Genomic DNA, 22,782 nt, shown 5'->3' with positions numbered 1-22,782 from the left:
GGTCGGAATGAGACTGTCAGTCGGGCCTGACCCGGGGGAAGTGGCGGGTTGTCCAGGAGATCAGTGGTCGTCCCAGTGGCCGTCGTGCACGGCGTGCCGGTGGCCGTCGTGCACATAGTCGACATGGTCGCCGTGCACCACGGCCGGGTGTCCGCAGCCGTCGCCGTGCTCGTGCGCATGCCCGCTGTGCGAGACGTGCTCGCCGGGCTCGCATTCGTCCCAGTGACCGGAATGCGACCGGTGGAGGTGCCCGTCGTGCGCGTAGTCGACGTGGTCACCGTGCGGTACCTCGATATGACCACAGGCCGGGCCATGGACGTGCTCGTGCGCGGAGTGCTCTTGGTGCAGGACGGTCATGACGCTCATCCTTGCTGTACTTTGCGGTGTTCTGTCACCGTCCAGGCTAGCCCTTGACCGGGCCGGGGGTCCGGTGGCCGCCCCGGCTTGCGCGAGCGCGGACCACACCCGAGGGTCGGATCATGAAGGCGATCAGCTACGGCCGCTACGGCGGCACGGAGGTTCTGGAGTACGGGGAGCGCCCCGAGCCCAAGGTCGGCCCCGACAGCGTCCTGGTCAAGGTGCGCGCGGCGGCCGTGAACCCGGTCGACTGGAAGGCTCGCGAGGGCTATCTCGACTCCATCGCGGACGCGGTCTTCCCGGTGGTCCCCGGCTGGGACGTCTCGGGCGTGGTGGTCCAGCCCGGCATGGCCGTCCCCGAGTTCGGCGTCGGCGACGAGGTCATGGGATACGTACGGGAGGACTTCCTCTGCCGCGGCACCTTCGCCGAGTACGTCGCCGCTCCCGTGCGCACCCTGGCCCGCAAGCCGCTGAGCATGAGCTTCGAGGAGGCCGCGGGCCTGCCGCTGGCCGGCCTGACCGCGTACCAGGTGCTGCACCGGGCACTGGAGGTGCGCGACGGCGACACCGTCCTGGTCCACGCCGCCGCGGGCGGTGTCGGCTCCCTCGCCGTACAGCTCGCCGTCCACGCGGGCGCGCGCGTCATCGGCACGGCGAGCGAGCGCAACCACGACCATCTGCGGGAGCTGGGGGCGGAGCCGGTCGCGTACGGGGACGGGCTTGCCGACCGGGTGCGCACCCTGGCGCCCGACGGCGTCCACGCGGTCTTCGACACGGTCGGCGGCGACGCGCTCAGGGTCTCGGCCGAGGTGCTCGCGCCCCAGGGGCGTCTCGCCTCGATCGTGGCGGGCGAGGTCGTGGACTTCGGTGGCCGCTATTGGTTCGTACGACCGGACGCGGCCGATCTCGCGACTCTGGGCGACCTCGCCGACCAAGGGGTGATCTCCGTCCACGTGGAACGGACCTTCCCGCTGGAGCAGACGGCGGAGGCGCATGCGCTCAGCGCGGAGGGCCACGCGCGCGGCAAGATCGTTGTCACCGTCGACTGGGGAGCCTGACCTGCCTCAGAACACCACGGTCAGATCACCACGGTCAGACCACCACGGCGACGCCGAACCCGGCCAGCGCGATCGTGCAGGCCGTGGCCGCCAGCGCGGCCGGCAGAGACATCACCGCGGGCGGCCCGGATCCCGCGCTCAGGGCCCGCACCCGGTGGTGGGCGACCCGTAGAAACACCAGCCACACGAGCGCGGAGCACGCCACCGCGACGAGCCCGGCCGGGCCCAGGCCCCCGCCTGCCGCCTCCCGGGCCGCCAGCACAGCCGCCACGGCGAACGCGAGCGTCGTCCTGCGCCAGGCCAGCCGGGTCCGCTCGGGCTGGAGACCCGGATCGCGCTCCTGGGCAACGGCGGGCGTCGTCACGCGCCTTACCTGCCTTCCCAGCCGAAGAGCACGACCACCACCATGACCGCGGCGACGACGGCGACCGCGAGGCTCAGCAGCGTAGGGAACCGGGAGACGGGCAGATCCGCGCCGCGCCGCATCGCCCGCTCGCACCGCACCCAGTGGTTGACGGCGCGCAGCGCGCACAGCACACCGGCGCCGAGCAGGCCGAGCGCCATTCCGGCGCGTACGCCCCACGGCAGATCGGGCAGGAACTGAGCGACCGCGAAGCCGCCGCCGATGAGCGCGAGCGCCGTGCGGAGCCAGGCGAGGAAGGTCCGCTCGTTGGCGAGCGAGAAGCGGTAATCGGGGGTCTCGCCCTCCTCCTGTATGCGCTGGGGCGCGAACCATAGCCGCAGGCTGTGCACGAAGTCGCTCACGCGCCGCACCCTACCCGCGGGCACTGTCGGGAATGCCCGAGTCCCGCAGCTCCCGCAGCTCCCGCAGCCGCCGCCACGCCTCCAGTCCGTCCGGCGTCCACGCCCACTCGCCCTCGCCTTCGCTCTTCGTGAGGCGCCGCTCCAGCTCCGCCAGGGGCAGGAAGTCGTACCAGGCGACCTCCTCCGCCTGCGGGTTCACCGGCAGCTCGCACCGCACCTGGTAGACGTACGACCACCAGCTGCGCGGACCGTTCTCATACAGGAACTTGAACAGCGGCTCGGGCCGGGGGAGTCCACTCACCCCCAGCTCCTCCTCGGCCTCACGCAGCGCCGCCGCTTCGTAGGTCTCGCCCGCGCCGACGACGCCGCCCACGAACATGTCGTACAGCGAGGGGAAGACCAGTTTCGTCGGGGTCCTGCGGTGCACGAAGATCCGGTCCTGCGCGTCCCTGACGAGAATGAACGCGCAGCGGTGGCGCAGTCCGCGCACATACGCCTCGCCGCGCGGGGCCTGGCCGGTGACCTCGTCGTTCTCGTCCACGATGTCCAGGATTTCGTCAGTGGCAGTCATGCCTCCATCCAAGCAGCGGTCGTGATGGCCGTAACTGTTGACTAGTTACTGGTGCGTACCGAAGATCGGATCCATCGCAGTCCGGCCCGCTCCCCGACCGAGGATGGAACCCATGGCGTACGACGCTGACGTGATCGTGATCGGGGCGGGGCTCGCGGGCCTCGTGGCCACGGCTGAGCTGGTGGACGCCGGGCGCAAGGTCATCCTGCTCGACCAGGAGCCCGAGCAGTCGATCGGCGGGCAGGCGCACTGGTCCTTCGGCGGGCTGTTCTTCGTCGACTCGCCCGAACAGCGCCGGATGCGGATCAAGGACAGCCGGGAACTGGCCCTCCAGGACTGGTTCGGCACGGCGGGCTTCGACCGGGAGGAGGACCGCCGGCCGCGCGAGTGGGCCGAGGCGTACGTCGACTTCGCGTCCGGCGAGAAGCGGGCCTGGCTGCACGCGCAGGGGATGCGGTTCTTCCCGGTGGTGGGCTGGGCCGAGCGCGGCGGTTACGACGCGAGGGGCCACGGCAACTCCGTACCGCGCTTCCACATCACCTGGGGGACGGGGCCCGGGGTTGTCGCGCCCTTCGAACGGCGGGTGCGGGAAGGCGTCGCACGCGGCCTGGTCCAGCTGAAGTTCCGGCACCGGGTCACCGGCCTGACCGGCAGCGCGGGCGCGCTGGACACGGTGAACGGCGAGATACTCGAACCGTCCGGCGCCGAGCGCGGCACCGCCAGCAGCCGCGAGGTGGCCGGGGCCTTCGAGTTCCGGGCGCAGGCGGTGATCGTCACCTCGGGCGGCATCGGGGGCAACCACGACCTCGTACGGGCACAGTGGCCCGAGCGGCTCGGCACCCCGCCGGAGAAGATGCTTTCCGGGGTTCCCGCGCACGTCGACGGGCTGATGCTCGGCATCGCGGAGGCGGCGGGCGCGAGCCATATCAACCGCGACCGGATGTGGCACTACACCGAGGGCATCGAGAACTGGAACCCGATCTGGGCGAGGCACGGCATCCGCATCCTGCCTGGGCCGTCCTCGCTCTGGCTGGACGCGCGGGGCAAGCGGCTGCCCGTCCCGCTCTTCCCCGGCTTCGACACGCTCGGCACGCTCGAACACATCATGCACTCCGGCTACGACTACACGTGGTTCGTGCTCGACCAGAAGATCATCGGCAAGGAGTTCGCGCTGTCCGGCTCCGAGCAGAACCCGGATCTGACGGGCAAGTCGATCCGCGACGTGATCGGGCGCGCGCGGGCGGACGTGCCGGGGCCGGTGAAGGCGTTCATGGACAACGGCGTGGATTTTGTGGTGGAGAACGATCTGAGCGCGCTGGTGCGGGGCATGAACGCGCTCACGAAGGAGCCGCTGATCGACGAGGCGGAACTCCGGCGCGAGATCACCGCGCGGGACCGGGAGATCGCGAACCCGTTCACGAAGGACCTCCAGGTCACGGCGGTCCGCGGCGCGCGCAAGTACTTGGGCGACAAGCTGATCCGTACCGCGACGCCGCACCGCATCCTCGACCCGAAAGCGGGTCCGCTCATCGCGGTACGGCTGAACATTCTCACGCGCAAGTCGCTGGGCGGGCTGGAGACGGATCTTTCGTCGCGGGTCCTGGGGGCGGACGGGGAGCCGTTGGGGGGTCTGTACGCGGCGGGGGAGGCGGCGGGGTTCGGGGGCGGAGGGGTGCATGGGTACAGGTCGCTGGAGGGAACGTTTCTCGGGGGGTGCGTGTTCTCGGGGAGAGCGGCGGGGAGAGCGGCGGCCCGAGCGGTGGGGTAGCCGCTGCGCGGGGCCTGTTCCCCACCCCGCCTCTTCCCGAACTGGGGCTCCGCCCCAGACCCGTACCGCCCTTCGGGCGGTGTCCTCAAACGCCGGACGGGCTGGATTCTCCAGCCCCGCCGGCAAAAACCAGCCCCTCCGGCGATTGAGGAGCTGGGGGTCCCCCCACGCTCGCCAGGGCGTAGGGGGCGGGTTCGGGGGGGCAGCGCCCCCCGACAAGGGCCCGACAGATCAAGCCCCTCCGGCGATTGAGGAGCGGGATTCGGAGGCAGCGCCCCGACAAGGGCCCGAGGCCGCGCCCCTGACAAGGACCCGCACGCAGGTGTGACGGAATTCTGACGCCCACCCCCTCCCACTGGCATCCCGCACCGCCAAGTGTTCGAATCGGACCGTGACTCCACCCCACCCCGACACGGACGGCACCGGCGCCCCCATCGGCCGCCGCCTTGTTCTCTCCATGCTCGGGCTCGGCGCCGCCGGGCTCGTTGCCGCGCCGGCCCTTCAGCGCGGGCTCGAATCCTTCCTTGGCGCCGCCTCGGACAACGACCCCACCGGTCTGACCGGGCTCCTCCCCAACGGGGGCGGCTTCCGGTACTACTCGGTCACCTCCTCCGTACCGCACAAGAACGCGCAGAACTACCGCCTGACCGTCGACGGACTGGTCGACCGCCCGGCCACGTACACCCTCGACGCCCTGCGCAAGCTGCCGCAGACCCGCATCGTGCGAGATGTCCAGTGCGTCACCGGCTGGCGGGTCCCCGACACCCCCTTCGAGGGGGTCAAGCTGTCGCTGCTGCTGGACGCCGCAGGCGTACGCCCCGGAGCCAAGGCCATCCGCTTCACCTGCTTCGACGGCACGTACACCGAGAGCCTCACCCTCCAGCAGGCGCGCCGTGACGACATGCTGGTCGCCCTGCGGATGCAGGACAAGCCGGTCAGCCACTCCCACGGTGGGCCGGTGCGGCTCTATGCCGCGCCGATGTACTTCTACAAATCGGCGAAATGGCTCTCCGGGATTTCCGTCACCTCCGACGTCCAGCCCGGCTACTGGGAGGAGCGGGGATATGACATCGACGCATGGGTCGGCCGGTCCAACGGCCGCAGCGACACACCCACGGTCTGAACCACCTGCCCGCGTAAGCCGGTTCAGCCGCGGCGAGCGCTGGGTGCACCGTTCCACCGCCGCGCTCACGCTGCTGTGCGTGGCGACCGCCGCGGCGCTCTACGTACCGCAGTTCGCCGAACTCGTCGGCCGCCGCTATCTCGTCGTCACCCTCCACGAGTGGTCGGGGCTGCTGATACCGGCGCCGTTCCTCCTCGGGCTCGCCTCGCGCGCCTTCCGGGCCGATCTGCGCCTGCTGAACCGCTTCGGGCCGCACGACCGGACGTGGCTGCGCGCGGCCCGGCGGCGCGATCGGCGGCCCGAGTCGCGGCCCGCGGGCAAGTTCAACGCCGGGCAGAAGGTTCACTCGGGCTGGATCGCGGGCGCGGTGCTGGTGATGCTGGGGACCGGGCTGATGATGTGGTTCACCCACCTCACCCCCCTGGTGTGGCGGACCAGCGCGACCTTCGTCCACGACTGGCTGTCGCTCGCCGTCGGCATCGTGCTGGCCGGGCACATAGGAATGGCGCTCGCCGACCCGGAGGCACGCAGGGGCATGCGCACCGGATCGGTCGAGCGCCCGTGGGCGGAGCGGGAGCACCCGCTCTGGCTGAAGGAGCCGAAGGAGCCTAAGGAGCTGAAGGAGCCTAAGGAGCCGAAGGACTGAGCTCTCAGGAGCGCTCAAGTCGGCGCAGCGCGGCGACGGCTCGTTCGGTGATCTCTTCGGGCGTTCCGGACACATCGACGGCGACCCCCGCCTCGTCGTCCCCCAGCGGCTGCAACGTCGCGAACTGCGAGTCCAGCAGCGCGGTCGGCATGAAGTGGCCCTTGCGCTCGGCCATCCGCTGCTCGATGAGCGCCCGGTCGCCGGTGAGATGCAGAAAGACGGCATCGGGCGCGGCGGCGCGCAGGCGGTCGCGGTAGCTCCGCTTGAGCGCGGAACTGGAGACCACTCCGCCCAGTTCCGCCCGGCTGTGCGCCCACCGCCCGATCGCGTCCAGCCAGGGCAGGCGGTCGGCGTCGTCCAGGGGAGTGCCGGCCGACATCTTGGCGATGTTCGCCGGGGGATGGAAATCGTCGCCCTCGGCGTACGGGACGCCCAGTGCGGCGGCGAGCAGGGGACCGATCGTGGTCTTGCCGGTCCCTGCGACGCCCATCACCACAACGACGTGGGGGGTGCTCATGAGATGCCTCGCTGTCTTCGGTGTCGGCGTCTTCGCCGACATCGGTCCGTCGCGCTACTGAAACCCATTAGATACGACATATTCAAGAGCTGTCGCCATAAACGTCATACTTTTCGTTCCCTGGAGCGGCACCGTACGCTTAGCCCATGACCACAGAGGGCCAGGGGCTCCATACGCAAGTGCTGGACGCCCTCGGCCTCGCGATCACCGCCGGCGCGTACCCGCAGGGCAGCGTGGTGCGTACCGACGAGGTGGCGCGGCGCTTCGACGTCTCGCGGACCGTCGTACGAGAAGTGGTCCGCGTCCTGGAGTCGATGCACCTGGTGGAGTCCCGGCGCCGGGTCGGCGTCACCGTGCGCCCCACCGAGGAGTGGAACGTCTATGACCCGCGGGTCATCCGCTGGCGGCTGGCCGGCGCCGACCGCCCGCGCCAGCTGCGCTCACTGACCGTGCTGCGCTCGGCCGTCGAACCGGTCGCCGCGGGCCTGGCCGCCAAGAACGCCACCGCCGAGCAGTGCGCCGCCCTCACCGAGTGCGCTCTCGGAATGGTCGCCTCCTCGCGCGGTCACCAGCTGGAGCGGTACCTGGAACACGACATCGCTTTCCACCGTGTGGTGCTCGACGCGTCCGGCAACGAGATGTTCGCGCGGCTCGGCGATGTGGTCGCCGAGATCCTCGCGGGCCGTACGCACCACCAGGTGATGTTCGACGACCCCGATCCGGCGGCCGTGACCCTGCACGTCCAGGTGGCCGAGGCGGTCCGCGAGGGCGACGCGGACCGGGCGGAGAGGATCACCCGCGAGATCGCGGTCGGCGCGCTCGCCGAGCTGGACGTACTGGCGCCCTGAGCAGACCCGCGAACGTAGGGCCCCCGCGGGAGCGGGAGCCCCTACGTTCGCTTAAGCGTGGTGCGGGCCGTGGCCCGTTCCGTGGTCGAACTTCTTCCAGCCCTGCTCGTTCGGCGGGAGGGGGATCTTCCTGTTCGGGTCGTACGACACCGGCGTACGGGTGCCGCCGAGCGCCGGGTCGAAGCCGCCGACCTGGTACGCCTCCCGTGCCACCACCTGGAAGTCCGCCAAGTGGATGTGCATCGGATGGGTCGGACCGCCCAGGCTCAGGAAGGACCACACCTCGTAGTCGCCCTCGCCGACGGTGATGCCCAGCCCGTCGTTGAAGGTGCGCGACGTACGCCGGTAGGTCTGCAGCTTGCCGTCCGGGCCACGGAGCTGGATCACGCCCTCCGTCGGCACCTGGACGTCAACGCCCTTGAGCTCCGCCATCTCCCAGATCTCCGGGTGGCCGCCGCCCCCGACCGTCCCGGGTGACGTCAGCACGATCAGCCGGTGCCCGTGGCCGATGTGGTCGTGGTCGTAGCGCCAGAAGGACCCGGAGAGGGAGTTCCGGGGTGATCTGGCCGGAAAACCCCGTACGTCCGTTGATCGGCACGGCAAACCGGCCATGGCGGCGCGCGCCGCCGTGACGGTACATAGTGGTGTCACTTCAGGTGCGAAGAAGGGCAGGTTCTCGATGTCGCAGCAGGTGCAAGGCGTGGTCGCGCCCGGCAAGAACAAGCAGGTCAGGGTTGAGACGATCATCATCCCCGACCCGGGGCCCGGTGAGGCCGTGGTGAGGGTGCAGGCGTGCGGCGTCTGCCACACCGATCTCCACTACAAGCAGGGCGGGATCAACGACGACTTCCCGTTCCTTCTCGGCCATGAGGCCGCGGGCGTGGTCGAGTCGGTCGGCGCGGGGGTCACCGAGGTTGTGCCCGGGGACTTCGTCGTACTGAACTGGCGTGCCGTCTGCGGACGCTGCCGCGCCTGTCGGCGTGGGCGACCCCAGTACTGCTTCGACACCCACAACGCCCGCCAGAAGATGACCCTGACCGACGGAACCGAGCTCTCCCCGGCGCTCGGCATCGGCGCTTTCGCCGAGAAGACCCTGGTCGCGGCCGGTCAGTGCACGAAGGTCGACCCTGCCGTCTCCCCGGCCGTCGCGGGCCTGCTGGGCTGCGGCGTCATGGCGGGCATCGGCGCCGCCATCAACACCGGACAGGTCGGGCGCGGCGACTCCGTCGCCGTCATCGGCTGCGGCGGCGTGGGCGACGCGGCGATCGTCGGCGCGCGTCTTGCGGGCGCGGCGAAGATCATCGCCGTCGACATCGACGACCGCAAGCTGCGGACGGCGACGACGATGGGGGCGACGCACACCGTCAACTCCCGCTCCACCGACCCCGTCGAGGCGATCCGGGAGCTCACCGGCGGCTTCGGCGCGGACGTCGTCATCGAGGCGGTCGGCCGCCCGGAGACGTACAAACAGGCCTTCTACGCCCGCGACCTGGCCGGGACGGTCGTCCTCGTCGGCGTGCCGACGCCCGACATGCGGCTGGAACTGCCGCTCCTGGACGTCTTCGGCCGCGGCGGCGCGCTCAAGTCCTCCTGGTACGGGGACTGCCTGCCGTCCCGCGACTTCCCCATGCTCATCGACCTGCACCAGCAGGGCCGTATCGACCTCGCCTCGTTCGTCACCGAGACCATCGGACTCGGCGACATCGAGAAGGCCTTCGCCCGGATGCACGAGGGCGACGTACTGCGTTCGGTGGTGGTGCTGTGATGACCGCCGCCGCCCGCATCGACCACCTCGTCACCTCCGGCACCTTCTCGCTCGACGGCGGGACCTGGGACGTCGACAACAACGTCTGGATCGTCGGCGACGACAGCGAGGCGATCGTCATCGACGCGGCCCATGACGCCGCCGCGATCCTTGCCGCGCTCGGCGGCCGTACGCTGCGCGCGATCGTCTGCACCCACGCCCACAACGACCACATCGACGCCGCCCCGGAGCTCGCCGCCGCCACGGGCGCGCCCATCCTGCTCCACCCCGACGACCTGCCGTTGTGGAAGCAGACCCACCCCGACCGTGCCCCGGACGGCGAACTGTCCGACGGCCAGGAACTGACCGTGGCCGGGACCCGGCTGCGCGTGCTGCACACCCCCGGGCACGCGCCCGGCGCGGTCTGCCTCTACGCGCCCGAGCTGGCCACGGTCTTCACCGGGGACACCCTGTTCCGGGGCGGCCCGGGGGCCACCGGCCGGTCCTTCTCACACTTCCCGACGATCATCGACTCGATCCGGGGCCGGCTGCTCACGCTGCCGCCGCAGACGGTCGTCCGTACGGGACACGGTGACGCGAGCGCGATCGGCGAGGAGTCGCCGCACCTGGAGGAGTGGATTCAGCGGGGCCACTGAGCCAGCCGCAGCCGGCTCTCGAAGCGGTACGCCACCCCTGTCACCGGATCGGTGAACCGCAACACCTTCGCGAGGAGCTGAAGGGGCCGCGAGTAGTCGTCGGCCCCTTCAGCTCTTTCAGCCTGGACGACGGGATAGAGCGGGTCGTCCAGGATCGGCAGACCCAGCCCGCTCATATGGACCCGCAGCTGATGAGTACGCCCGGTGGTCGGCATCAGCCGGTACCGCCCCAGGCCGCCGCGGTGCTCCAGCAGCTCGATCCTGCTCTCGCTGTTCGGCTCCCCCGGCTCCTCACGGGCGGCGGGCACCCCGCGCTCCTTCACGATCCGGCTGCGTACGGTCCGGGGCAGCGCCACCGCCGGGTCGTACGGGGCCACCGCCTCGTACTCCTTGCGTACCAGCCGGTCCCGGAACAGCGACTGGTACGCGCCGCGGTCCCCGGGCCGTACGACGAAGAGCACGAGCCCCGCCGTCAGCCGGTCCAGCCGGTGCGCGGGCTGCAACTCCGGCAGCGCCAGCTCGCGGCGCAGCCGGGCGAGCGCGGTCTCGGTGATGTGCCGGCCGCGCGGGGTGGTGGCGAGGAAGTGCGGCTTGTCGGCGATCACCAGCCGCTCGTCCCGGTGGACGATCCCGACCTCGAAGGGCACGCGCTCCTCGGGCGCGAAGTCCCGGTGGAACCAGAGATGGCGCCCCGCGGTGTACGGCTCGTCGGCGTCCACGGGCCCCTCCAAGGAGGCGACGCGCCCCTCCCGGAACATCGCGTCGACGGCCCCGGCGCCGATGGCATGGCCGTACCGCGAGACGAGATGATCGCGCACCGTGGCCCAGACTCCGTCCGGATCGACGGGCAGCCGCAGCCGCACCGGGTCGATTCCGTCGCGCTGGGGGAGCGGCGCGGGCGGGGTCTTCTGTCTGCGTCTCACCGGCGTGACTGTATGGCACAGCAGGGCACGGGGCCGCTCCCGCCCGGTCAACTCGACGCTCGTGCTCCCGCACACCGATTCGGTGAACCTCCACCAGCGTTTGCGCTGGTCGGAAATGCCACCCGCGTCCTGCTGTCCTGGCCCGGGGCTGTGCCGCCGCCAGGTCCTTCTAGGGTCCGGTTCATGAGCATCCCCACCGAGCCGATCGGCAGCATCCCCCGGCCGCCCGCCCTGCAGACCGCCCTCGCCGAACACGCCGAGGGACGGCTGACCGATGTCGAGGTGACGACCCTTCAGGAGCAGGCCACGGCCGACACACTGGCCAGGCTGGAACAGCTGGGCTGTCCCGTCCTGGTGGACGGGGAACAGGCCAAGCCCAGCTTCGCCACCTACCCCGTCACGGGGCTTGCCACCCTCGACCCGCACGGCGCCGTCATCCCGTTCGCCGACGGCCACACCCGGCAGCTGCCCCGGCTGACCTCGGGGCCGTTCCGCTACCAGGTCCGTGCGGAAACCTACCTGCGCACTGCCCGGCGCCACACCGACCGGCCGGTCAAGCAGGCGGTCATCGCGCCGTCCGCCCTCAGCCTGCTCTACCCGGGCGAACCCATCGACGGCTACCCCCGCGAAGCCTTCCTGCGCGAGCTCGCGGACGAGGCCGAGGCCGACATCCGCGGCTGTCTGGAGGCGGGCGCCCACCGTGTGCAGCTGGACTTCACCGAAGGGCGGCTGTCTCTCAAGCTGGACCCGGCCGGGGGCCTGCTCGACGACTTCATCGCCCTCAACAATGAAGTGCTCGGCCGGTTCGGCGAGGCGGAACGGGATCGCCTCGGAGTGCACACCTGCCCCGGAGGGGACCACGACTCCACCCACAGCCTCGACGTCGACTACGCCGGTCTGCTGCCCAAGCTCTTCCAGCTGAAGGTCGGAAACTTCTACGTCCAGCTGGCCAGCGAGACCGAGCCCGAGCAGGTGCTCCGTATCATCGCTGGCCAACTGCGTCCGGGCATCCGGGTGTTCATCGGCGTGACCGACCCGATCTCCTCCACCGTCGAGACGCCGGAGGAGGTACGCGACCGGGTACTGCTCGCGGCCAGGTACATCCCGGTCGACCAGCTGGGCACCTGCGACGACTGCGGATTCTCGCCCTTCGCCGACGACACCTCCACCTCGCGCGACCTCGCCTTCGCCAAGATCGACGCACGGGTACGGGGAACCGCCCTGGCCTCCCAGGCCCTCGGTCTCTGAACGTTCAGAGGGCGCCGGCGAGGGCGACGTTGACCGCCGTGCCGCTGAGGATGGACAGCGTCACGTTGCGCCGCCACAGGTGCAGGGCCACGGTGAAGGCGAGAGCCAGGACGGTCGGCCATGCCGTTTCGGGGACGTACGGGCTGAAGGCGCGCAGCGTGTAGACGGTGAGGATGACCATCACGCCGACCGGCATCGACGCGTTGAGACAGGCGATCAGCGGGCTGGAGCGCAGCGGCGCGAGCGCGGCGAGGGGCAGGGCGCGCAGGGCCCAGGTGACCGCGACGGCGGTGGCGACCGCGGTGAGCAGATAGCCGGTGTCAGGCATGGGCGGTTCTCTTCCGTGTGGCGACGTAGCGCGTCATCAGGCCGGTGGTGAACATCAGGAAGGCGGCCAACAGCAGTTGGCCGGGGAAGACGAAGCGCGCGAGCAGCGCGCAGCCGAGGGCGAGGACGGCGGTGGGGATGTCGCGGCGCGCCCGGACGGCGTCGATGGCCAGGACTGTGAACAGCGCGGTCACGGCGAAGTCCAGACCGGTGATCCGGGCGGGGACGACCGAGCCGAGCAGAGCGCCGGTTGTCGCGCCGCCCGCCCAGTAGAGGTGGATGAACACCTGTAGCCACAGGATGCGGCGGCCGGAGAAGGACTGCGCCGCCGGTCCTGTGGTGACCGCGTACGCCTCGTCGGAGAGCGCGAAGGTGCTGTACGTCTTCGCTGCCCGGCCCTTGACCTGGTGCAGGGGGAAGGACAGCGCGTAGAACACGTGCCGGAAGTTCACCAGGAACGAGGTCAGGGCGATCTGGGCGAGGGGCGCGGTGGCCAGGACGAGGCCGAGGAAGAGGAACTCCAGTGACCCGGCGTAGATGAGGCTGGAGAAGACGCTCGCCCACCACCAGTCCAGTCCGGAGTGGACGACCAGGACGCCGAAGGCGGCGCCCATCGGGAAGGCGCCGAGCCCGACCGACCCGGAGTCCTTCAGCGCCCGCGTCATGTCGGACCGCAGCCTTTCGGCCAGAGGGGTTGCCATAGGGGCAATTCTAGGAAGAATTCCTCCTTATATGGTTTCGAAATATGACCCTAGAATCGCGGTATGGGCAATGAACGGGCACTGGATCAGGTAGATCGCGACATCTTGTTTCATCTCCAGCAGGACGGTCGGCTGACCAATGTCGAGCTGGCCAGACGGGTCGGCCTGACGCCTCCTCCGTGCCTGCGGCGGGTGAAGCGGCTGGAGGACTCCGGGGTCATCACCGGCTACCGGGCCCGCATCAATCCCGCGGCGGCCGGGCTGGGACTGGAGGTCATGGTCTCCATCGAGGTCTCCGTGAGCGACCTCAAGACCCTGGAAGGGCTGGAGACCACCATCGCCGCCTACGAGGAAGTCATCGAGCTCCGCCGCCTGTTCGGCACTCCCGATTACCACCTGCGTGTCCTGGTCGCCGACTACGCCGCGTACGAGACCTTCCAGACCAGCAAGATCATCGGCATCCCCGGCGTCGCACGCGTGATCTCCCAGCCCACGATGAAAAAGATCAAGGTCACCGACTGAGGGCCGCATCGAGGGCCTTGGCCGGAGCGGTGTCGTCGGTGTCGGCGATCAGTCGGGTTGACGACGCCGGGGTCTTGACAATCAGGCGGCGAAGAACCTAGATATATACTTGTCGTCCCGGAGTTCGCCTTTTGCCAACTTGGCTCAATGTCGGCGACATTCATACCGCAGCGGCATCGTCCGCTGCGGTTGCGCGTGGTGACGGGCCGTGGATTTCCCAGCCCGGGTGACGCCGTGATGGCCAGATTCCATGACGGTGATCACGCGCCAGATGAACCTCTTCTGCCTGGGCCACATCCACCGCCGGGCCCTGCCCGAGGATGAGCTGGACAGGCCGGCCTCAGCAGCTTCGCCCGGCCGCCGCCGATGGGTTACGTCGATCCTCGACGTGGGCGGTGGCTCGGGTATCCACTCGGCCAGCTGGCTGGAGCGCAACCCCGCGGCCCGCCCTTCCCGCTGATCCGCGCCTCGGAAATGCTGCTCAAGAGTGCACGGCCTGGGACGTGGTGACGGGCCGACGGGCCGACTGTCAGGCCCGGCTCGCCAAGGCCGGCTTCGAGACGCCTTGTTCCAGCCCGCTCCTGATTCAAACGGACGGCAAGATCTACGCTTGGAGGAAGAATGTCGGAAAATGCTGAGTTGGCAAGTCTTTACTCGGCCATTGAGGAATCAGCTGGGCTGCTGGACATAGCCTGCTCGCGGGCCAGGGTCTGGCCCATCCTGACCGCGTACGGGGATGCGGTCCCGAGGGCCATGATCGCATTCAGAGTGGCCACTGACGCGCGCCATGAAAAAGAGTTCGACTGCCGCATCTCGCTTCCCAAGGATATCGATCCATACTCCCGCGCGCTGTCGGAGGGCCTCATCACGGAGACCGGCCATCCCGTCGGCGCCCTGCTCTCGGACATCCAGGAACGATGCCCCATCGACAGTTATGGCATTGACTTCGGGGTCGTTGGCGGATTCAAGAAGATCTGGGTGTTCTTCCCGGAGGATGACCTCCAGAAGCTGGCAAGCCTTGTCGGCATCCCGTCGATGCCCCGTAGCCTGGAGGAGAATGCCGGTTTTTTCGCCCGTCACGGCTTGGAGGACCGAGTGGGCTTGATCGGGATCGACTACCACGCCAGAACGGTGAATGTGTACTTCGGCGATTTGCCCGGTGCATGCCTTGAGCCGAAGTCCATCCTGTCGATGCACCGCGACATCGGACTGCCGGATCCGAGCGAGCAGATGCTGAAGTTCTGTGAGCAGGCGTTCGGCATCTACACCACCTTGAGCTGGGATTCTCCGAAGATCAAGCGGATCTCGTTCAGCGTCATAACCCCGGATCCGATGGCGCTTCCCGCTCGACTCGGCCCAAAGATCGAGCAATTCGTGCGGAGTGTTCCGTACGGCGCTGACGACCCCAAGATGGTCCACGCCGCCGTGACGTCGACCGGCGAGGAATACTACAAACTCCAGTCGTACTATCGCTGGCGGCCTCGCAAGGTGAACCTGATGTCGTCGGTCGACTCCGCCAAGGACCCCGCATAGCACGTCGGGTTTCCCGCACGTTTCACGCTCGCGCCCGGCTCATCGGGCGGTGACCGCGCACGTCGTGGATCCGCACCAACCGGACCCGGGCAAGCCCTGTACGAGTGGGCGGCCGGCCTCGCCCCGCGCGCGGACACACCCCCGGTACGCGCCCGGTTCTCCGCCGAGATACTCGCCGAGGCACGGCGGGGGGGCACATGCCGGCCCGGCCCACGCGGGAAGTGCGCGCACTGGCGAACGCCGCGGCTGCGAACGGCCTGCCGTACCGTCGCGGCGACGTGCTCGCACTACCGGCCATCGAGCCGCGGCTGCTCACTCTCCAGGTCGTCGCCCGGCTGCACCCGCGCGCCGCGGACGGCGCCCGGCTGGGTTTCGCCACCGACCTGTGGCCGCTGATCGCCAAGGCGCGGGCAGCAGCGCGAACCCTCCCGCGCAGGCGCCCGCCGAGCCCACCCCCTCATCTCAAAGGCGGTCGCCTGCCGCGAGTTCGCTACCGGGCGAAGACCAATGCGGCCGGCGACGCTGTGGGCTGGAACGAGACGTCGTCGAAGCCCGCCTTGGCGAGCCAGGCGCGGTAGTCGGCGCGCCGCCAGGTCCCTCCTTGCTTGCTCTTGAGCAGCATCTCCGCGGCGAACATCAGCGGGAAGGGCGGGCCGCTGCGGTCGTCGTCCACGATGTAGTCACAGATGACCAGTGTGCCGCCGGGCTTGAGAGCGCTCCGGATCTTGGCGAAGATCGCTACGTTGTCCTCCGGCCCTTCCTGGTGCGCGATGTGGGAGTACACCACGATGTCGTGAGCGGAGGTGCCGAAGTCGGTGGTGTGGAAGTCGCCGTCGATACGGCTGAACCGGTCAGCCAGCCCTCGCTCGGCGAGCAGCCGGTAGGCGATCGCGTTGATTGGTCCCCAGTCGGCCTGGGTCGAGCGGGCGGCGGGGTTGCGCTCGAGCCAGACGGCCGAGTAGATGCCCGATCCGCCTCCTATGTCGAGGATCGAGATCTCCCCGGCATCCGCCAGCCGCAGCGTGTCGGCTGCGATCTCCGCCACGGGAGCCGACTGCGCGGCGAGGGCCTGGACCAACTCCTCCCAGTGAGGGTTGTCGGCCACCTCCACCGTCGCATCCGCCAACGGCCCCCCGGCGCGGACGACATCAGGAAGGCCTGCCATGGCCTCCATGTGAGCCAGCTTGAGTTGGGCGAAGCCGCTCAAGCACGTGGACCGGCCTTCCACCAGGAAGGTGGATGCTTCGGCGGTGTTGCGGTAATGACCGTCGCGCAGCTCAACCAAGCCGAGGCTGACGAGACCGTCAAGGAGGGTTTGCGCGCCCCGCTGCGAGATCCCGGCGCGGGCGGCCAGTTGGTCGGCGGAGGTCGCGCCGTCCTCGAGGTGGGTGAACAACGAGTGGCTCGCCGCCGCGCCCAGGGTGCCGGTGGCCCAGTAGCCAGTGATGAGCCCCATGATTCGATCCGACGTTGGTTGGCCGCTATTCATGCTGTTCCTCCCGGGATCCTTGCACTCGTCCTCGACAGGAGGGGTGCGAAATTTCGCTTCACATAGGGCGCCGATGCGCCCGGCTAAGCCGGTGTCGCGCACGGCGTCGTCATCGGGTTGGTAGCGCAGCTCGCATGAGACGATCAAGACATTGCTCTCAGGGTGCGCCATGCATAAATCGTGGGCGCGGTTGATCGCCGCTCGTCTTTTCAATAGGGCTGGACAATGTGCCGTTACCGCACTCCTGTGTTCTGTTTCAGTCGAAGTGCCGGCGGCAGCTGTAACGCCTGCCACCCCAGGGTGTACGCCCCGTAATTTCCCTCATCTCGCTTGCGACCGGCTTGGTGTCGACTTGGCCTCCGGTGGCCACAATGCCCGGCTGCCGGGCGGCGGCAGGGCCCAGACCTGTGCCGGAGCGGATCATCACCAGGCGATACGCCCTGGATAAACCGGTGAAATGCAGAGGAGTTCAAAGATGACGATCGAGGAAACCAACTACGACACGATAGTTGCCGGCGTCGGCGCCGGGACAGGCGGCAGCCGCAGGATGCAGATCGTTCGTGCGCAACGGCCGGGAGGCAGTACTGGGGATGCGCGGCGCATCGCTGAACTGGAGCACGAAGTGCGGGAGCTCCGGCGCGCAAATGAGACATTGAAGATATATTTCGCGAAGGCTCTCGAACTCGACCTCAGACCTTCGCCCTCCGATATTGGTGTCGATACAACAAGCGACAGGAATAACGCACAAGTTGCTGCGACCTCACATCGCATTCCGCCGGGTCCTAGCCGATGGACCGCGGCACAGCCGCTGGAGATTCCGGGTACGCCACAGCCCATGGCGGAGTTCCGGGTGCTGGGTCCGGTAGAGGCAACGGTCGCCGGCCGACGGGTAGATCTGGGAGCGCCGAAGCAGCGTGCGTCGCTTGCGCTGTTGGTCGGCCGGGTTGGTCAACCGGTGTCGGTCGACGCGATGCTGGAGGAGTTGTGGAAAGGATGTCCGCCGCCGTCGGCGATAACCTCGCTGCACGCGTATATAGCCAATTTGCGGAGGGTGCTGGAACCGAATCGGGCGCCACGGACGCCGGCGACGGTGTTGCGCACTCGCGGCCGGAGCTACCTGCTGGACAGTCGCGTTGTCGAGGTCGATGTTCAGCGCTTCGGTGAACGCGCGACGTCCGGGTGGCAGGCACTGGATCGGCGTGATCCGCAGCGGGCGCTGAGCGAGTTCGAAGAGGGGCTGGCGTTGTGGCGTGGGCAGGCCTATACGGAGGTGGCCGATGCCACGCATGTGGCGCCGGAGGTGGTGCGGCTGGAGGAGTTGCGGCTCTCGGTGGTTGAGGGGCGCTGCGCGGCGCTGATAGCTGTGGGTGCCCACGAGGTGGCAGTGGCCGAATTGGCGGCCTTCACACAGGCCCATCCGCTGCGCGAATACGGCTGTGAGCTGTTGAGCTTGGCGTTGTACCGGGCCGGGCGGCAGGCCGACGCACTGGTGGTGCTGCGGACCAATCAGAAGCGGATGGCAGAGGAGCTGGGAATCGACCCGAGCCCAGCGCTTCGGCACCTTGAGCGCGAGATCCTGAACCAGGCTCCGGCGCTGGACTGACACCCCCGGTCAGGCTCCCCGCCAGATACAGCACGGGTGGTGGCGGTCGGTTCCGGACGGGGACGGGAGCGGCGGAAGTGGCCTGCGGCCCCGGCGTCCTCGCCCGACCGCCACCCTTCATGACAAGGGGCCGCCAAGCCGGCGCCAACTAGTCGCACAGTCCCGGCCAAGGCGTGCGGCGAATGCTGTAGGTGCAGACGTTCAAGATCGACACGTGGAGGGTTCAATGTCCGGATCCGGTGAAGTCGAACGTGTATATTCGGCCATGGAGGAAGCGGCTCGGCTGCTGAATATAACCTGCTCACGTGACAAGATCTGGCCGACCCTGACCGCGTACAAGGACGTACTCGCGGATGCCGTGATTGTTTTCTCCATGGCGAGCGGTCGGCACGCGACGGAGCTTGACTTCAGCATCTCGGTGCCTTCGGGGCACGGTGACCCGTATGCCACTGCTCGATCGAACGGCCTCACCGCGGAGACGGATCATCCTGTCGGCACCTTGCTCTCGGACACCCAGGAGCGGTGCCCCGTTCACATGTACGCCATCGACGGCGAAATCACTGGCGGCTTCAAAAAGACCTACGCGTTCTTCCCTACAGATGACTTGCAGGGGCTGTCAAAGCTTGCCGACATCCCGTCCATGCCGCGCAGTGTGGCTGAGAATGCCGGTCTTTTCGCCCGCTACGGCCTGGACAAAGTGCAGATGACCTCGATCGACTACAAGCGCCGCCAGGTGAATTTGTACTTCGGCGATCTTTCCCCTGAATCCCTCCAACCGGAGGCCGTCCTGTCGATGCTTCGTGAGATGGGACTGCAAGAACCGGATGAGCAGGGGCTGGAGTTCGCAAAGAGGTCGTTCGCAGTTTATCCCACCCTCAGCTGGGATTCTTCGAAGATCGAGCGGATGTGTTTTGCCGTGATAACCACGGATCCTACGATAGTCCCCGCTCGGACCGAACCGGAAATAGCGCAATTCTCGAAATACGCGAATAATGCTCCGTACGCGTACGCCGGTGAGCGGCGTACGCTCGTATACGGCCTCACTCTTTCGCCCAGCGAGGAATACTATAAACTCGGGTCCTACTATCAAATAAGCGATCACCAGCGGAAGCTGTTGAAAGCGTTCGACGCTCTCAAGGATTAGGTCAGTGATCGCCGGTGTTCCCATTTCATGGGAACACTGGCCGAAGCTCAGCGCATAACGATGTCGAGGCCCGCCAGTTCGGCCTGGACGTCGATGGCGGTGATCTTGCCGTCGTCGATGGTGAAGCGGAACACCACGCGCGGTTGGCCGCCTTCGGCCCAGACCAGGCCGGCGGCCCCGTTGATGAGGGCGGGGAGCGGGGCCCAGGCGCGTCCCGCGAAGACGCGGGTGACCGCGTCGGCGCTGCGGATCTCGGCGGCGACACCCATCTGGACGGCGGCCTGATCGGCGCGGAGCACGATATCCGGGTCGAGCATGGCCAGCAGCGCCTCGAAGTTGCCCTCGCGGGAGGCGGCCAGGAAGGCGTGGACGAGGTCGGCCCTGCCCGTCTGGGCGGTGTCTGTGACGTCGTCGTGCGCACTGGCGCCATGAGGGCCGGTGCCTTCGGTGCTCAGGCCTTCGAGCTTCGTGCCTTCGGGGCTCATGTCCGAGCCGGCCTGCTGGACGCGGCGGCGGGCGCGGCTGGCCAACTGGCGGGCCGCGGCGGGGGAGCGGTCCACGATGTGCGCTATCTCCTGGAACGGGACCGCGAACATGTCGTGCAGTACGAACGCCAGCCGCTCGGCAGGCGTGAGGGTGTCCAGGACGACGAGCAGGGCGAGGCCGACCGAATCGGCGAGCAGCGCCTCCTGCTCCGGGTCGACTGTCCGGTCCACGACGCGTGGCTCGCCGGCCTCGGCCGTGTCCAGGAGAGCCTCGCGGCGGGACTTGCGGGACTGGAGCATGTTCAGGGAGATCCGCGCAACGATCGTCGTGAGCCAGCCGCTCAGGTTCTCCACGGCACCGGTGTCCGAGCGGCTCACCCGGATCCAGGTCTCCTGGACGGCGTCGTCTGCCTCGTCCAGTGAGCCGAGCATCCGGTACGCAGCCGCACGCAAGCGGGGGCGATCGGATTCGAATCGTTCGGCCAGCCAGTCGTGTTCGTTCATCTGGTCGCATCCTCTCACCGGCACCTGTCATGCAACTGACCGACGGGAAGCCGCCGATGTGACGATCTCGCCTGCTTGACCCAGCTGTATCCACCTTCGTGGTGGAGGGCCAAGCCGGCGCCAACCCGCTCATCAGTCCCAGGCAAGTCCGTCGGCCGATGCTGGATCACGCAACATCAGGAAAGGGACGCCGTCATGACTCAAGTCGACGGGGCTCACCGGGAGATCCGCTTCCAGGTTGCGGGAGGGGCGGCGCCTGAGGGTAGCCGACGACTCGACCCTGCTCGACAAGTCCTACAGAAGAGTCCACCTACATGGGAATACTAGAGAAGATTCAATGTCCGGAAGAACTGCGGACGCTGGACCCCTCGCAGCTGCCGGACCTGGCAGCCGAAATCCGTGACTTCTTGGTGACCGCGGTATCCAGGACCGGAGGACATATCGGGCCCAACCTCGGAGTTGTCGAGCTGACCATCGCGCTGCATCGGGTATTCGAGTCACCGCGAGACCGGCTGCTCTTCGACACGGGCCACCAGGCCTACGTCCACAAGATGCTGACCGGGCGCCGCGCGGGATTCGACCGGCTGCGCCAGCGTGGTGGCCTGTCCGGATACCCGAGCAGGGCCGAATCCGAGCACGATCTCATCGAGAACTCCCATGCCTCGACCGCGCTCTCCTACGCCGACGGGCTCGCGAAGGCCCGTCAGCTGCGCGACCTCGACGGATGCGTAGTCGCCGTCGTCGGAGACGGCGCACTGACGGGCGGCATGGCGTGGGAGGCGCTGAACAACATCGCGGCATGCCAGGAACGTCCGGTGGTGATCGTCGTCAACGACAACGGCCGGTCCTACTCGCCCACGATCGGTGGCTTCGCCAGTCACCTCTCGTCGCCCCGGCTGGATCCCGGCTACGAGAGCGCATTGAGCTTCGTCGAACGGGTGATGCCGCAGGCACCCGTGGCCGGTGCTGCTGTCTACGAAGCGCTGCACGCGCTGAAGAAGGGGCTCAAGGACGCCGTCACCCCGCAAGCGATGTTCGAGGACCTCGGCCTCACGTACGTAGGGCCGGTTGACGGCCACGACGTGCACAGTCTCGAGGATGCCTTCCGTGCGGCTCGCGCGTACGAACGCCCGGTGATCGTGCACTGCATCACCAAGAAGGGCTACGGATACCCTCCGGCCGAAAGCGACGTCGAGGACTGCCTCCACGGGCCCGGTGCCTTCGATCCGGAGACGGGCAAGCCGCGGGCGGCCTCAACCACCTCCTGGACCAAGGTGTTCGGCTCGGAGCTGGTGAAGATCGGAGCCGAGCGGTCCGACGTCGTGGCGCTGACCGCCGCCATGCTGCACCCGACCGGGCTCGCCGGCTTCTTTGACGCCTACCCGGACCGGGTGTTCGACGTCGGTATCGCGGAACAGCACGCCACCACATCGGCGGCGGGACTGGCGATGGGTGGCCTGCACCCCGTAGTGGCGATGTACGCCACCTTCCTCAACCGGGCGTTCGACCAGGTCCTGATGGATGTCGCGCTGCACCGGCTGCCCGTCACCTTCGTCCTCGATCGCGCGGGCATCACGGGCAGCGACGGGCCGAGCCACAACGGCATGTGGGACCTGTCGATCCTGCAACTGGTACCGGGTCTGCGGATCGCGGCCCCACGGGATGGAACGCGGCTCCGTGAGCTGCTCCGCGAAGCCCTGGATGTGAACGACGGCCCCACAGCGATCCGTTACCCCAAGGGAGCCGTGGGCGACGACATCGACGCCGTCGGCAAGCTCGGCGACATGGACGTGCTGACGCGAGTCGCAGGGCTGTCCCACGTCGACGGCGAACAGGCGGATGTCCTCCTCATCGGGGTGGGGGCCATGGCCGGTGTCTGTGTGGACGCCGGGCGCCTGATCGCGGCCCAGGGCCTCGGCGTCACCGTCGTCGACCCTCGATGGGTCAAACCCCTGGACCCCGCACTCATCGACGCGGCCCGCCGGCACCGGCTGGTCGCGGTCGTCGAAGACAACGGGCGCGTGGGCGCCGTCGGCGACGCGGTGGCCAGGAACCTGCGCGATGCCGGCGTCGCCACACCGGTACGAACCTTCGGCATCCCGCAGGAGTTCCTGGAGCACGCCGGCCGAGCGGAGATCCTGGCCGACCTCGGCCTGACCGCCCAGGACCTGGCCGGCGACATCACGCAGTTCTTCCAGAGCCCCCTCGAAGCCCCCGGTGAAAGCCGGTCCGCCCCCCTCCATGCCTGAG

At 68.6% G+C, this 22,782-nt stretch carries 24 protein-coding genes and 1 pseudogene; 14 read left to right on the top strand and 11 right to left on the bottom strand.

The window, feature by feature from the left end:
- Positions 1-60 precede the first annotated feature (60 nt).
- Complete coding sequence (locus tag ACIHCQ_RS08505; protein WP_399659069.1) at positions 61-357, bottom strand: hypothetical protein; 297 nt, start codon at positions 355-357, stop codon at positions 61-63.
- Between the two features lie 122 nt (positions 358-479).
- Between ACIHCQ_RS08505 and ACIHCQ_RS08500 the strand changes: the two genes are divergently transcribed.
- Positions 480-1,415, top strand: a complete 936-nt coding sequence (locus ACIHCQ_RS08500; protein ID WP_399659067.1) for an NADP-dependent oxidoreductase — start codon at positions 480-482, stop codon at positions 1,413-1,415.
- 34 nt (positions 1,416-1,449) lie between these two features.
- On the opposite strand, the gene ACIHCQ_RS08495 is transcribed toward ACIHCQ_RS08500, so the two are convergent.
- From ACIHCQ_RS08495 to ACIHCQ_RS08485, 3 genes are read right to left on the bottom strand one after another with little or no spacing between them, the layout of a single operon-like run.
- Positions 1,450-1,779, bottom strand: a complete 330-nt coding sequence (locus ACIHCQ_RS08495) for a DUF202 domain-containing protein (protein ID WP_399659066.1) — start codon at positions 1,777-1,779, stop codon at positions 1,450-1,452.
- Between the two features lie 5 nt (positions 1,780-1,784).
- The gene (locus ACIHCQ_RS08490; protein ID WP_399659064.1) at positions 1,785-2,180 is read right to left on the bottom strand and encodes a YidH family protein; all 396 of its coding nucleotides are present in this window, start codon (positions 2,178-2,180) and stop codon (positions 1,785-1,787) included.
- A gap of 10 nt (positions 2,181-2,190) precedes the next feature.
- Positions 2,191-2,751: an NUDIX domain-containing protein gene (locus tag ACIHCQ_RS08485; protein WP_399659062.1), complete on the bottom strand. Its 561-nt coding sequence runs from the start codon at positions 2,749-2,751 to the stop codon at positions 2,191-2,193.
- A gap of 112 nt (positions 2,752-2,863) precedes the next feature.
- On the opposite strand from ACIHCQ_RS08485, the gene ACIHCQ_RS08480 reads away from it, so the two are divergent.
- The 3 genes from ACIHCQ_RS08480 (at position 2,864) to ACIHCQ_RS08470 (ending at position 6,288) form a co-directional block, all read left to right on the top strand.
- Complete coding sequence (locus tag ACIHCQ_RS08480; RefSeq protein WP_399659061.1) at positions 2,864-4,519, top strand: FAD-binding dehydrogenase; 1,656 nt, start codon at positions 2,864-2,866, stop codon at positions 4,517-4,519.
- A 457-nt stretch (positions 4,520-4,976) separates the two neighbouring features.
- Complete coding sequence (locus tag ACIHCQ_RS08475; RefSeq protein WP_399659185.1) at positions 4,977-5,642, top strand: molybdopterin-dependent oxidoreductase; 666 nt, start codon at positions 4,977-4,979, stop codon at positions 5,640-5,642.
- On the top strand, positions 5,584-6,288 hold the full coding sequence (locus ACIHCQ_RS08470) for a cytochrome b/b6 domain-containing protein (protein ID WP_399659059.1): 705 nt from the start codon (positions 5,584-5,586) through the stop codon (positions 6,286-6,288). The genes ACIHCQ_RS08475 and ACIHCQ_RS08470 overlap by 59 nt, the downstream gene beginning before the upstream one ends.
- A 4-nt stretch (positions 6,289-6,292) precedes the next feature.
- Here ACIHCQ_RS08470 and ACIHCQ_RS08465 read toward each other — a convergent pair whose 3' ends face one another.
- A complete protein-coding gene (locus ACIHCQ_RS08465; RefSeq protein WP_399659057.1) occupies positions 6,293-6,805 on the bottom strand; it encodes a gluconokinase in 513 nt (170 codons plus the stop codon).
- A 146-nt stretch (positions 6,806-6,951) separates the two neighbouring features.
- Between ACIHCQ_RS08465 and ACIHCQ_RS08460 the strand changes: the two genes are divergently transcribed.
- Complete coding sequence (locus ACIHCQ_RS08460; RefSeq protein ID WP_399659055.1) at positions 6,952-7,653, top strand: FadR/GntR family transcriptional regulator; 702 nt, start codon at positions 6,952-6,954, stop codon at positions 7,651-7,653.
- 51 nt (positions 7,654-7,704) lie between these two features.
- Here the strand turns inward: ACIHCQ_RS08460 and ACIHCQ_RS08455 are convergent.
- Positions 7,705-8,199: pseudogene (locus ACIHCQ_RS08455) on the bottom strand (multicopper oxidase domain-containing protein); the annotation flags it as partial.
- Between the two features lie 133 nt (positions 8,200-8,332).
- Between ACIHCQ_RS08455 and ACIHCQ_RS08450 the strand changes: the two are divergent.
- Both ACIHCQ_RS08450 and ACIHCQ_RS08445 read left to right on the top strand, forming a co-directional pair.
- The gene (locus tag ACIHCQ_RS08450; RefSeq protein WP_399659054.1) at positions 8,333-9,418 is read left to right on the top strand and encodes an S-(hydroxymethyl)mycothiol dehydrogenase; all 1,086 of its coding nucleotides are present in this window, start codon (positions 8,333-8,335) and stop codon (positions 9,416-9,418) included.
- Positions 9,418-10,053, top strand: a complete 636-nt coding sequence (locus tag ACIHCQ_RS08445) for an MBL fold metallo-hydrolase (protein WP_399659053.1) — start codon at positions 9,418-9,420, stop codon at positions 10,051-10,053. The genes ACIHCQ_RS08450 and ACIHCQ_RS08445 overlap by 1 nt, the downstream gene beginning before the upstream one ends.
- Here the strand turns inward: ACIHCQ_RS08445 and ACIHCQ_RS08440 are convergent.
- Positions 10,038-10,976 carry a pseudouridine synthase gene (locus ACIHCQ_RS08440; RefSeq protein WP_399659052.1) on the bottom strand — a complete coding sequence of 313 codons (939 nt, stop codon included), beginning with the start codon at positions 10,974-10,976 and terminating at the stop codon, positions 10,038-10,040. The two genes, ACIHCQ_RS08445 and ACIHCQ_RS08440, sit on opposite strands and share 16 nt — an antisense overlap.
- A 183-nt stretch (positions 10,977-11,159) precedes the next feature.
- On the opposite strand from ACIHCQ_RS08440, the gene ACIHCQ_RS08435 reads away from it, so the two are divergent.
- Entirely contained in the window at positions 11,160-12,224 is a 1,065-nt protein-coding gene (locus ACIHCQ_RS08435) for a cobalamin-independent methionine synthase II family protein (RefSeq protein WP_399659051.1), read from the top strand.
- 4 nt (positions 12,225-12,228) lie between these two features.
- Here ACIHCQ_RS08435 and ACIHCQ_RS08430 read toward each other — a convergent pair whose 3' ends face one another.
- On the bottom strand, positions 12,229-12,552 hold the full coding sequence (locus ACIHCQ_RS08430; protein ID WP_399659050.1) for an AzlD domain-containing protein: 324 nt from the start codon (positions 12,550-12,552) through the stop codon (positions 12,229-12,231).
- Complete coding sequence (locus tag ACIHCQ_RS08425; protein WP_399659049.1) at positions 12,545-13,252, bottom strand: AzlC family ABC transporter permease; 708 nt, start codon at positions 13,250-13,252, stop codon at positions 12,545-12,547. The genes ACIHCQ_RS08430 and ACIHCQ_RS08425 overlap by 8 nt, the downstream gene beginning before the upstream one ends.
- Positions 13,253-13,315: 63 nt before the next feature.
- Between ACIHCQ_RS08425 and ACIHCQ_RS08420 the strand changes: the two genes are divergently transcribed.
- The 3 genes from ACIHCQ_RS08420 to ACIHCQ_RS08410 all read left to right on the top strand — a co-directional run bounded on the left by ACIHCQ_RS08420 (position 13,316) and on the right by ACIHCQ_RS08410 (position 15,307).
- The gene (locus tag ACIHCQ_RS08420) at positions 13,316-13,774 is read left to right on the top strand and encodes an Lrp/AsnC family transcriptional regulator (RefSeq protein WP_399659047.1); all 459 of its coding nucleotides are present in this window, start codon (positions 13,316-13,318) and stop codon (positions 13,772-13,774) included.
- A 250-nt stretch (positions 13,775-14,024) separates the two neighbouring features.
- On the top strand, positions 14,025-14,234 hold the full coding sequence (locus ACIHCQ_RS08415; RefSeq protein ID WP_399659045.1) for a hypothetical protein: 210 nt from the start codon (positions 14,025-14,027) through the stop codon (positions 14,232-14,234).
- 161 nt (positions 14,235-14,395) lie between these two features.
- Positions 14,396-15,307 (top strand): aromatic prenyltransferase, encoded by a 912-nt coding sequence (locus ACIHCQ_RS08410; RefSeq protein ID WP_399659044.1) that lies wholly within the window; start codon positions 14,396-14,398, stop codon positions 15,305-15,307.
- Positions 15,308-15,797: 490 nt separating this feature from the next.
- Here the strand turns inward: ACIHCQ_RS08410 and ACIHCQ_RS08405 are convergent, their stop codons facing one another.
- Entirely contained in the window at positions 15,798-16,763 is a 966-nt protein-coding gene (locus ACIHCQ_RS08405) for a methyltransferase (protein WP_399659042.1), read from the bottom strand.
- 580 nt (positions 16,764-17,343) lie between these two features.
- Between ACIHCQ_RS08405 and ACIHCQ_RS08400 the strand changes: the two genes are divergently transcribed.
- Together ACIHCQ_RS08400 and ACIHCQ_RS08395 are read left to right on the top strand one after the other, a co-directional pair.
- Positions 17,344-18,399, top strand: coding sequence for a BTAD domain-containing putative transcriptional regulator (locus ACIHCQ_RS08400; protein ID WP_399659183.1), 1,056 nt, complete (start codon positions 17,344-17,346; stop codon positions 18,397-18,399).
- A 226-nt stretch (positions 18,400-18,625) separates the two neighbouring features.
- Entirely contained in the window at positions 18,626-19,543 is a 918-nt protein-coding gene (locus tag ACIHCQ_RS08395) for an aromatic prenyltransferase (RefSeq protein ID WP_399659041.1), read from the top strand.
- 47 nt (positions 19,544-19,590) lie between these two features.
- Here the strand turns inward: ACIHCQ_RS08395 and ACIHCQ_RS08390 are convergent, their stop codons facing one another.
- On the bottom strand, positions 19,591-20,532 hold the full coding sequence (locus ACIHCQ_RS08390) for a sigma-70 family RNA polymerase sigma factor (RefSeq protein WP_399659040.1): 942 nt from the start codon (positions 20,530-20,532) through the stop codon (positions 19,591-19,593).
- Positions 20,533-20,846: 314 nt separating this feature from the next.
- Between ACIHCQ_RS08390 and dxs the strand changes: the two genes are divergently transcribed.
- Positions 20,847-22,781, top strand: a complete 1,935-nt coding sequence (dxs, locus tag ACIHCQ_RS08385; protein WP_399659038.1) for a 1-deoxy-D-xylulose-5-phosphate synthase — start codon at positions 20,847-20,849, stop codon at positions 22,779-22,781.
- Position 22,782 lies beyond the last annotated feature (1 nt).

The sequence above is a fragment of the Streptomyces sp. NPDC052236 genome, from assembly GCF_044548015.1.
In the GTDB taxonomy this organism is placed as follows: domain Bacteria; phylum Actinomycetota; class Actinomycetes; order Streptomycetales; family Streptomycetaceae; genus Streptomyces.
This window is presented reverse-complemented; position numbering and strand designations above follow the sequence as displayed.